The organism is Pseudooceanicola lipolyticus (assembly GCF_002786325.1).
In the GTDB taxonomy this organism is placed as follows: domain Bacteria; phylum Pseudomonadota; class Alphaproteobacteria; order Rhodobacterales; family Rhodobacteraceae; genus Pseudooceanicola_C; species Pseudooceanicola_C lipolyticus.
Map to the genome: position 1 here is coordinate 26,522 of NZ_PGTB01000029.1, position 8,759 is coordinate 35,280.

The following is an 8,759-nucleotide window of genomic DNA, read 5'->3' on the forward strand; positions in this document are numbered from 1 at the left end:
TGTACCAATCCGCTTAGTCAGACGGGATGCTTTCACGCAGTTCGGCAATCACCTTGCGCCACAATTCGGCGGGCTGGGCGCCCTGAACCGCATGTTTTCCGGCGACGATGAAGGTCGGCACCGATTGCACCCCCATCTCGCGCGCTTGGGTGTCGCGTTTGGCAATATCGTCGCGGTCGGCATCCGAGGCCAGCAGGCGCATCACCACCGAAGCGTCCATGCCGATGCTGTCGGCGATATCGGCCAGCACTTCGTTGTCTCCGATATCGCGGCTGTGGACAAAATAGGCTTCGAACAGGGCGGTCACCGCCTGGTGCTGGCGCTGCTCGATCCCGGCCCAGTGAATCAGGCGGTGGGCATCCAGCGTATTGGGCGTGCGGCTGATCCCGTCGAGATCCAGGTTCAGCCCGGCGGCCTTGGCATGTTCGGCCACCGGGGCATAGGCGCGGGTCGCGCCCTCGGCGCCACCGAACTTGGCCTGCAGATAGGCTTGCCGGTCCATGCCACCGGCCGGCATGTCGGGGTTCAGTTGGAACGGGTGCCACTGGATGGCAAAGGGATGATCCGGTTCGGCGGCCAGCGCGGCTTCGAGGTTGGCCTTGCCGATATAGCACCACGGGCAGATCGGGTCGGACAGGATATCGAGTTGAACGGGGGATGCGGTCATGAAGCCACCTTTTGGAAATAGGCGGGCAGGGCCCGCCTGAGCAGTTTGCCATTGGCCCCGGTGGGCAGGCGGGAGAGATAGATATAGGCGCGGGGCTGTTTGTAACGGGCCAGCCGCTCGGCCGCCCAGGCACGCAGCTCGGCCTCGTCCAGCGGAACGGGCCCGGAATAGAAGGCGGCGATGATCCGTGTGTCGGCCTTGACCTCGACCTCGGCGGCGCCAACCTGGGTGATGCCGGGATGCGCCGACAGCGCCGCCTCGACCTCGACCGGCGAGACGCGATAGCCGCCGGCGTTCATCATGTCGTCGCTGCGGCCCAGATAGGTGATCTGCCCATCCGCCGCCATCGCCCCGGTATCGCCGGTCAGGAACCAGTCGCCCCGCATCCGTGCCTCGGTTTCGGCCGGGTCGCCGAGATAGCCCAGCATCAGGCCGGGATCGTCGCGGTGCACGGCGATGGTGCCTTCCGTGCCCCGCGCCACCGGGCCGTCCGGACCCAGGATCGCGACGCGGCGGCCCTGTTGCGGCTGACCCAGAACGTCGCCGCGTGCCGGCTGCGCCGGGCTGGCCGAGATGAAGGTGGAACATTCCGACATGCCATAGGCTTCGAACAATCCCGTCCCGCTGGCCGCTTGCCAGGCGGAATGCAGGCTGGGCGACAGTTTTTCCCCGGCGCAGAGGCCATGGCGCAGATCGGGCAGGTCCAGCCTGGGGTGGTGCTGAAGGAGCTTGCGGTAAACTCCCGGCGCGGCGGCAAAAAGCGTGGCACGATGCGCCCTCAGCAGGCGCGGCAGGTCGGCCGGGTCGGCGCCCGGTTCGGGGATCAGCGCGGTGGCGCCGACGGTCCAGGGATCCATCAGCCCGGTGCCCAGGGTGAAGGTCCAGTTGAAGGCGCCGGCATGCAGCAGGCGGTCGTCCGCGCCGATGCCGTACCAGCCGTCGAACATCATCTGCCGCGCCCAGATCGCGCGATGGGCATGGGCCACGGCGCGCGGCTTGCCCGAAGTGCCCGAGGTATAGACGGCATAGGCCATCCGGTCTGGATCGCCCATGGCATAGGCGCAGGGTGGCAGGCTGTGCATGGCACGCAGCGCGTCGAGATCGATTTCGCGCGGGTGTGGCGGCGCGGCAACCTCGGGCGCACGCAGGATCGCGGCGGGCGACAGTTCGGCCACCATGGCGGCGACCTCGGGTTCAGTCAGCTGCGACGACGTCGGCACCGGGATTATTCCGACGGCGATGGCCCCCAGGTAAGCGATGGGGAAATCCACGGTATTGCCCAGGCGCAGCAGCACGATCTCGCCCGGCGCGATCCCGGCCTGCAGCAGGCCGCTGCCGGTGCCGCGCACCGCGGATTCCAGCGCGGCATAGCTCCAGTCTTGCAGATCACCGCGCCCGAGCACCGACAGCGCCGTCTTTGGCCCGAGTTCCGGGGCCCGGCCCAACACATGCGCGGCAAGGTTGAACGGAGCCGGGCAGGGCGGCGGCGCGCCGTGATCGAAAACCGATAGCATGGGTTCACAGCTATCCCGCGCCCGAACCCGTTGCAAGCGTTCCACCCCGATGACGTGGCTGCCTTGATGGCCCGATGCTCCACGCTGTGCGGAAGGGGCGGGCGCTATTGCGCGGCGGCCAGTTCGCGCGCCAGCGTCTCGATATACAGCAGATCCTCGATCTCTTCCCGCGCCTCGATCAACGAGATGTTTTGACGGCGGGCGATATAGGCTTCGCAGGCCTCTCGGTCATATCGCGCGCGCGCGATCTGTCCCGGTTCAAGCTGCGGGAACCGGTCCCTTATGCGCCGGCTCCAGGCCGGCCAGTCATCTGCTGCGTCGGACCAGTTCATCCCCCGGATCCTCGTCGCTCGCTTCGGTAATTTGTGACGCTAACAAGAAGATTCGGAGAATCGATTCCGGAAGATTCTGGCGGGCGAAAACCGGCCATTTTCCGCCGGTCCGCTGCGCCCCGACCGCGGGTTAGTGCCAAAAACGACGGGCTCAGTCGGGAACCTGCCACCACACCTCGGGCAGAAAACCGGGACGATCGCCATAGACCGGCGTGTGATCGGGGAATTGCAGGTCACTGGCATGGGCGATGCGGTCGACATCGTATTGCCACAGCGGAATCACATAGCGCCCGGTCATCAGCGCCCGGTCCAGCGCGCGCACCGCGGCGGTGAAGGCCTCGGGGCTGTCGGCGGCCAGCATCGCGTCGATCATCGCGTCGATGGCGGGCTGGCGCGCGCCCATCAGGTTGCGGGTGCCCTCGGCCTCGGCCCCGGCGCTGCCCCAATACAGCCGCTGCTCGTTGCCCGGCGACAGCGACAGGTCGCGGCGGAAGGCGGTCATGTCGAAATCCTGCTGCGCCTCGCGCGCGGCGTATTGCGCGTTGTCGACCCGGTCGATGCGCACCGCGATGCCCAGCCGGGCCAGCGCCCGCGCGTAGATATCCATCACCGTCTCGTTGCCGGTATCGCCCTGGCGCAGCAGCACGGTGATCGCAAAAGGCGTGCCCGCCGCGTCGGTCAACTGGCCGTCTTGCACCGTCCAGCCGGCCTGCGCCAGCAGGTCGGCGGCCGCCCGCAGGTTGCCGCGATTGCGCGCGGTGCCGTCCGATTCCGGCAGCGCATAGCCCTCCAGCGCGCCGGGAAACAGCGTGTCGGCAAAGGGCGCCAGCAGGGCACGCACCGCGCCCTCGGCCGGTCCGGGGCGCATGGCCAGGTCGGAATTGTCGAAATACGAGCCGATGCGCGGCTGGGCGCCGCCGGTCACCGTGTCGTTGATGAACTCGAAATTGAAGGCCAGCAGCATCGCCTCGCGCACGCGCCAATCGGCAAATTGCGGGCGGCGGGTATTCATCACCAGCCCGGTCATGCCGGTGGGCCGCCCGTGGCGCAGTTCGGATTTCACCACCTCGCCGCGCGTGATCGCGGGAAAGTCGTATTGCGTCGCCCATTTCTCGGCATTGTATTCGCGCAGCGCGGTGACCTCGCCGGCCTTGAACGCCTCGAACAGAGCGGTTTCGTCGCCGAAGAACTCCAGGCGGATCTCGTCGAAATTCATCGTCCCGCGCCGGAACGGGATGTCGGCGCCCCAGTAATCGGGGTTCCGGCTCAGCACCACGCGGCGCCCGGCCTCGTAGCTGGAGACCACGTAGGGTCCGGTGCCGATCGGGATCTCCGACAGCGGCGCATCGGCGATGTCCTTGCCCTGCCACTGCGCCTTTTTCAGAACCGGGCGCATTCCGGCAATCAGCGCCAATTCGCGGTCGTCGCTGGCAAAGCTGATCCGCAGCGACCGGGGGCCGGTCTGCGCGATAGACTCGACCTGGGACCAGAATCCGCGATAGCGCAGGTGCCCCTGGGTGCCCAAGGTTTCGTAAGACCAGATCACATCCTCGACGGTGACCGGGCTGCCATCGGAGAACCGCGCCTCGGGCCGCAGGGTGAATTCGACCCAGGACCGGTCCGGTGCGGTGGCGATTGATTCGGCCAGAACCCCGTATAACGAGAAGGGTTCGTCCATCGATCGCCCCATCAGGGACTCGTATCCAAGGAAGCTCAATTGCCAGGGCGACGTGCCCTTGATCACGAAGGGATTGAGCGAGTCAAAGCCACCGGTATTGCCGAATACGATACGGCCGCCCTTGGGGGCCTCGGGGTTGGCATAAGGCAGCGACACAAAATCCGGTGGTAGGGCCGGCGCGCCGTACATAGCTATGCCATGCTGCGATTCCGCAAGCACCGCCGGCGCTGCGAAAACGAGGGCGAATCCGGTTGCGATCACGCGCAGGCGTGAGAAAAAATCTGGACGCATATTGGCAACAATTCCGCTCTGGCCTTATTTTCTTGGCCCTAAGGCTAGCGAGGGATTCACGTATTTTCAAACTTTTAGCTTGGATGCCGCGGCGGAATTGCTTATAACGGTGTTACTGCTCGATAGGTTTCTTGCCTGTATGAAACCTGCCTCAATAACTTAACGCCCGCCTTGCGCGGGCGTTTTTTTTCTGCCCGCACGCCTGCGTGGCAGGCGGCGGTCGTGCGCTTGATCTTTCCCGTTCCCTTCGCAGATGCAGCATGGCAGGTTGCCCGCAACCGGATTGCCATTCGAAAGGACGTTGCATGTCTCTCAAGGGAAAAACCGCGGTTGTCACCGGCTCGAATTCGGGCATCGGACTTGGTATCGCCTGGGAACTGGCGCGCGCGGGCGCCGACGTGGTGTTGAACTCGTTCACCGACACCGACGAGGACCATGCCCTGGCGCAGAAGATCGCCGGGGAAACCGGGGTCACCGCACGCTACATCAAGGCGGACATGTCCAAGGGCGACGAGTGTCGCGCGCTGATCGAACAGGCCGGCGCCTGCGACATCCTGGTCAACAATGCCGGCATCCAGCATGTCGCGCCGATCAACGAATTTCCCAGCGACAAGTGGGATGCGATCATCGCGATCAATTTGAACTCGGCCTTTCATACCACCGCCGCGGCGCTGCCGATGATGCGCAAGGCGGGCTGGGGCCGGGTGGTGAACATCGCCTCGGCGCATGGCCTGACCGCGTCGCCCTACAAATCGGCCTATGTCGCGGCCAAGCATGGCATCGTCGGGATGACCAAGGTGGTGGCGCTGGAGACCGCGCAAGAGCCGATCACCGCCAATGCGATCTGTCCGGGCTATGTGCTGACCCCGCTGGTCGAGGCGCAGATCCCCGACACCATGAAAGAATATGACATGAGCCGCGAGGACGTGATCAAGAACATCATGTTGCAACGGCAGCCCTCGAAGGAATTCGCCACCGTCGAACAGCTGGGCGGCACTTGCGTGTTTCTCTGCTCGGACGCGGCGGCGCAGATCACCGGCACGACCATCAGTGTCGACGGCGGCTGGACGGCACTGTAGGGCAGTGCCATCCGCCGGGATCATGCGCGGCTGCTGCACGGGCCTAGATGATACGCACCTGGGTGCCGATCGGGGTGATCGCGAAAAGCTCCTCGATCATCTCGTTATAGAGACCGATGCAGCCATCCGACGACCGGCGCCCGATCTTGCGGGTGTCATGGGTGCCGTGGATCAGGTAGGCGGGCCAGTCCAGATACATCGCATGGGTGCCCAGCGGGTTGCCGGGGCCCGGCGGCATATATTTCAACTCGGGGTTGCGCTCAATCATCGACGGCGTCGGGGTCCAGTCGGGGCCGACTTTCTTGCGGACCACCTTTGTATAGCCGCGTTTGGTCAGTTCCTCGCGCAGCGGCACCGAGGTCGGATACAGGCGGTAATCGCTACCGTCGCCGCTCCAGAAATGCAGCGCGCGCGAGGTGGTGTCGCAGACGATGCTGGCAACCCCCAGATCGTCGAAATGATCGCGCCAATCCTGGGTGACAAAGCTGGACATGTTGCGGCGCACACCCTCGGCCAGGTCGGCGGATTGCGCCAGCAGCGGCGCGGCAGGCAGCAGCGCGGCCTGGGCGGCGGCGGTGGTCAGAAACAGGCGGCGGTTCAGTCGGGACATGCTCGGGCCTCGGCGTCGTTTGATTTTCGCCGCACTCATAGTGGCTTGGCCTCGCAGTGGCGATTCACATGTCTGCGAGACCGGGCAGAAACCGCGCCGGCCCAATGCCCGCAACGCCTGCGGGCATTTGCGCGGCCGTGCCGGCCTGAACCGAGGCAGACGCGATAGGAGGTGCCGGATGGCGACCAAGCGGATCAATCTGGCCCTGCAGGGCGGCGGCGCACACGGGGCCTTTACCTGGGGCGTGCTCGACCGGTTGCTGGAAGAGGAAGATGTCGAAATTGCCGGCATTTCGGGCACCTCGGCCGGGGCGCTGAACGGCGCCGCGCTGAAGGCCGGCCTGGTCGTGGGCGGCCGCCAGGGGGCCAAGGACCAGCTGGATGCGCTGTGGCGCCGGGTTGGCGGGGTCAATGCCGTGGGTTTCGGCGCCTGGATGTCGTGGATGGAGACCGCGCCGGTGGCGCGGGCGCTGGAATATTCCCCGGCCTTCGCCTGGGCCGATGCCTTTGCGCGGATGACTTCGCCCTACAGCTTCGGCATGTTTTATCGCAACCCGCTGCGCGAGGTGGTGGAGGCTTTCGACCTGGACCCGGTCTGCGCCGATGTGGGGCCGGCGCTGTTCATCTGCGCCACCCGCGTCAGGACCGGCAAGATCCGGGTGTTTTCCGGCGACGAGATCACCACCGACGCGATCCTGGCCTCGGCCTGCCTGCCGACGCTGTTCCAGGCGGTCGAGATCGACGACCCCAAGACCGGCCGGACCGAGGCGTATTGGGACGGCGGCTACAGCGGCAACCCGGCGCTGTTCCCGCTGTTCGACCGGTCGCTGCCCGCCGATATCGTAATCGTCAATATCAACCCGCTGGAGCGGGAAGAGGTACCGGTGACGCCGCAGCAGATCCAGAACCGGATCAACGAGATCAGCTTCAACTCGTCACTGCTGCGCGAATTGCGCGCGATTGCCTTCGTGCAGCGGCTGCTGAAACAGGGCAGGCTGACCGCGGCAGAAAAATCCAATGTGCTGATTCACATGATCGCCGATGACGACCTGATGACCGATCTGTCGGTGGCGACCAAGCTGGTGCCGAACGGGTTCTTCGTCGACAAATTGAAAGAGGCGGGACGGGCCACCGCCCACACTTTCCTGTCCCGGCACAAGCAGGACCTGAACAGCCGCAGCACCGTCAACCTGGAAAAGATGTACGGTTAGGCCGGTTTTGCCGGCTCCTTGCCGTTGGGATAGACCAGCCCCGCCGAGATCACCAGCTTGGCGGCGTCTTCCAGCGACATGTCCAGCTCGATCACATCCTCTTCCGGGAAATAGAGCAAAAAGCCCGAGGTCGGGTTCGGCGTTGTGGGGATGAACACGCTTAGCAACCGGCCGCTGGTCTCCGCCTTTCTGGCCACTTCACCGCGCGCCTCGGTCGAGATGAAGCCGATGGCCCAGATGCCCTTGCGCGGATATTGCACCAGGCAGGCCTTTTCGAACGACCGTTCGGTCTGGGCAAAGACGGTTTCCGAGATCTGCTTGATCCCGGAATAGATCGACCGCACCACCGGCATCCGGTCCACCAGGCTTTCGGCATAGCGGATCAGCGACCGGCCGATGATGCCCTTGGCCACCCAGCCGACGATGATGGTGAAGATCAGGAAGATGATGACGCCGACGCCGCGCAGGTTGATACCGATATACTGGTCGGGCCGGAACTGCTGGGGTACCAGCGGCAGCACGACGCCGTCGATCCAGCCGATCACCGTCCAGATCAGCCAGATGGTCAGGCCAACCGGTGCGATCACCACCAGCCCGGTCAGGAACGAGCCCCGCAACCGGGCCAGCAGGCCCGGCCGGCGGTGCCGGTCTTCGTCAAATGGGGTATTCATTGTCTTCCCGCAAAAACCCACTGAAAACTAAGTGCATTGTCGTCGCTTCACAATGGGCTTGGACAGGCATTTGCGATCAGCGCAAAATTTTGATCAATGCCTGTGCAATGCGCGCCGCCAGCCGCGCGTTGTTGCGGACCAGGGCGATGTTGGCCTCCAGCGAGCGGCCCTCGGTTGCCTCGAAGATGCGCTGCAACAGGAAGGGCGTGACCGCCTTGCCGGTGATGCCGCGCTGGACGGCCTCGGATTGCGCCGCGGCGATGATCGGGGCCAGTGTCTCGGCCGGGATCTCGGCCTTGGCGGGGATCGGGTTGGCGACCAGCTGGCCACCCGGCAGCCCCAGCGCGCCGCGCAGCGCATGGGCGCGGGCGATGGTGTCGGGCTTGTCCATCCGCAGCGGGGCGGCGAACTCGGACCGCGCCGACCAGAAGGCCGGGAAAACGTCCTGCCCGAAGGCGATCACCGGCACCCCCAGGGTTTCCAGCACTTCCAGCGTCTTGGCGATGTCCAGGATCGCCTTGGCGCCCGCCGCCACCACCGTCACCGGGGTCTGGGCCAGCTCCTGCAGGTCGGCGGAGATGTCAAAGCTGTGCTCGGCGCCCTTGTGCACGCCGCCGATGCCGCCGGTGGCGAACACGCCGATCCCGGCCTGGCGGGCGGCGATCATCGTCGCCGCCACCGTGGTGGCGCCGGTGCCGCCGGTGGCG

Annotated in this window: 9 protein-coding genes; 2 read left to right on the forward strand and 7 right to left on the reverse strand. The window is 65.6% G+C overall.

What is annotated here, in order from left to right; all coding sequences use genetic code 11:
* Nucleotides 1–13: 13 nt before the first annotated feature.
* The 4 genes from CVM52_RS10060 to CVM52_RS10075 all read right to left on the reverse strand — a co-directional run bounded on the left by CVM52_RS10060 (nt 14) and on the right by CVM52_RS10075 (nt 4,482).
* On the reverse strand, nt 14–667 hold the full coding sequence (locus CVM52_RS10060) for a DsbA family oxidoreductase (RefSeq protein ID WP_100162379.1): 654 nt from the start codon (nt 665–667) through the stop codon (nt 14–16).
* Nucleotides 664–2,181, reverse strand: coding sequence for a class I adenylate-forming enzyme family protein (locus CVM52_RS10065; RefSeq protein ID WP_100162380.1), 1,518 nt, complete (start codon nt 2,179–2,181; stop codon nt 664–666). Before CVM52_RS10065 ends, CVM52_RS10060 begins: the two co-directional genes overlap by 4 nt.
* Before the next feature lie 104 nt (nt 2,182–2,285).
* Complete coding sequence (locus CVM52_RS10070) at nt 2,286–2,513, reverse strand: hypothetical protein (protein ID WP_100162381.1); 228 nt, start codon at nt 2,511–2,513, stop codon at nt 2,286–2,288.
* 151 nt (nt 2,514–2,664) lie between these two features.
* The gene (locus CVM52_RS10075; RefSeq protein ID WP_100162382.1) at nt 2,665–4,482 is read right to left on the reverse strand and encodes an extracellular solute-binding protein; all 1,818 of its coding nucleotides are present in this window, start codon (nt 4,480–4,482) and stop codon (nt 2,665–2,667) included.
* Nucleotides 4,483–4,787: 305 nt separating this feature from the next.
* On the opposite strand from CVM52_RS10075, the gene CVM52_RS10080 reads away from it, so the two are divergent.
* A complete protein-coding gene (locus CVM52_RS10080) occupies nt 4,788–5,561 on the forward strand; it encodes a 3-hydroxybutyrate dehydrogenase (protein ID WP_100162383.1) in 774 nt (257 codons plus the stop codon).
* 43 nt (nt 5,562–5,604) lie between these two features.
* Here the strand turns inward: CVM52_RS10080 and CVM52_RS10085 are convergent, their stop codons facing one another.
* On the reverse strand, nt 5,605–6,171 hold the full coding sequence (locus CVM52_RS10085; protein ID WP_100162384.1) for a L,D-transpeptidase: 567 nt from the start codon (nt 6,169–6,171) through the stop codon (nt 5,605–5,607).
* A gap of 178 nt (nt 6,172–6,349) precedes the next feature.
* On the opposite strand from CVM52_RS10085, the gene CVM52_RS10090 reads away from it, so the two are divergent.
* Entirely contained in the window at nt 6,350–7,381 is a 1,032-nt protein-coding gene (locus CVM52_RS10090; protein ID WP_100162385.1) for a patatin-like phospholipase family protein, read from the forward strand.
* Here CVM52_RS10090 and CVM52_RS10095 read toward each other — a convergent pair.
* Both CVM52_RS10095 and CVM52_RS10100 read right to left on the reverse strand, forming a co-directional pair.
* Entirely contained in the window at nt 7,378–8,052 is a 675-nt protein-coding gene (locus tag CVM52_RS10095) for a DUF502 domain-containing protein (protein ID WP_100162386.1), read from the reverse strand. The genes CVM52_RS10090 and CVM52_RS10095 overlap by 4 nt on opposite strands.
* 76 nt (nt 8,053–8,128) lie before the next feature.
* Nucleotides 8,129–8,759, reverse strand: a 631-nt coding sequence (locus CVM52_RS10100; RefSeq protein ID WP_100162387.1) for a pseudouridine-5'-phosphate glycosidase, incomplete at its 5' end; no start/stop codon positions are given.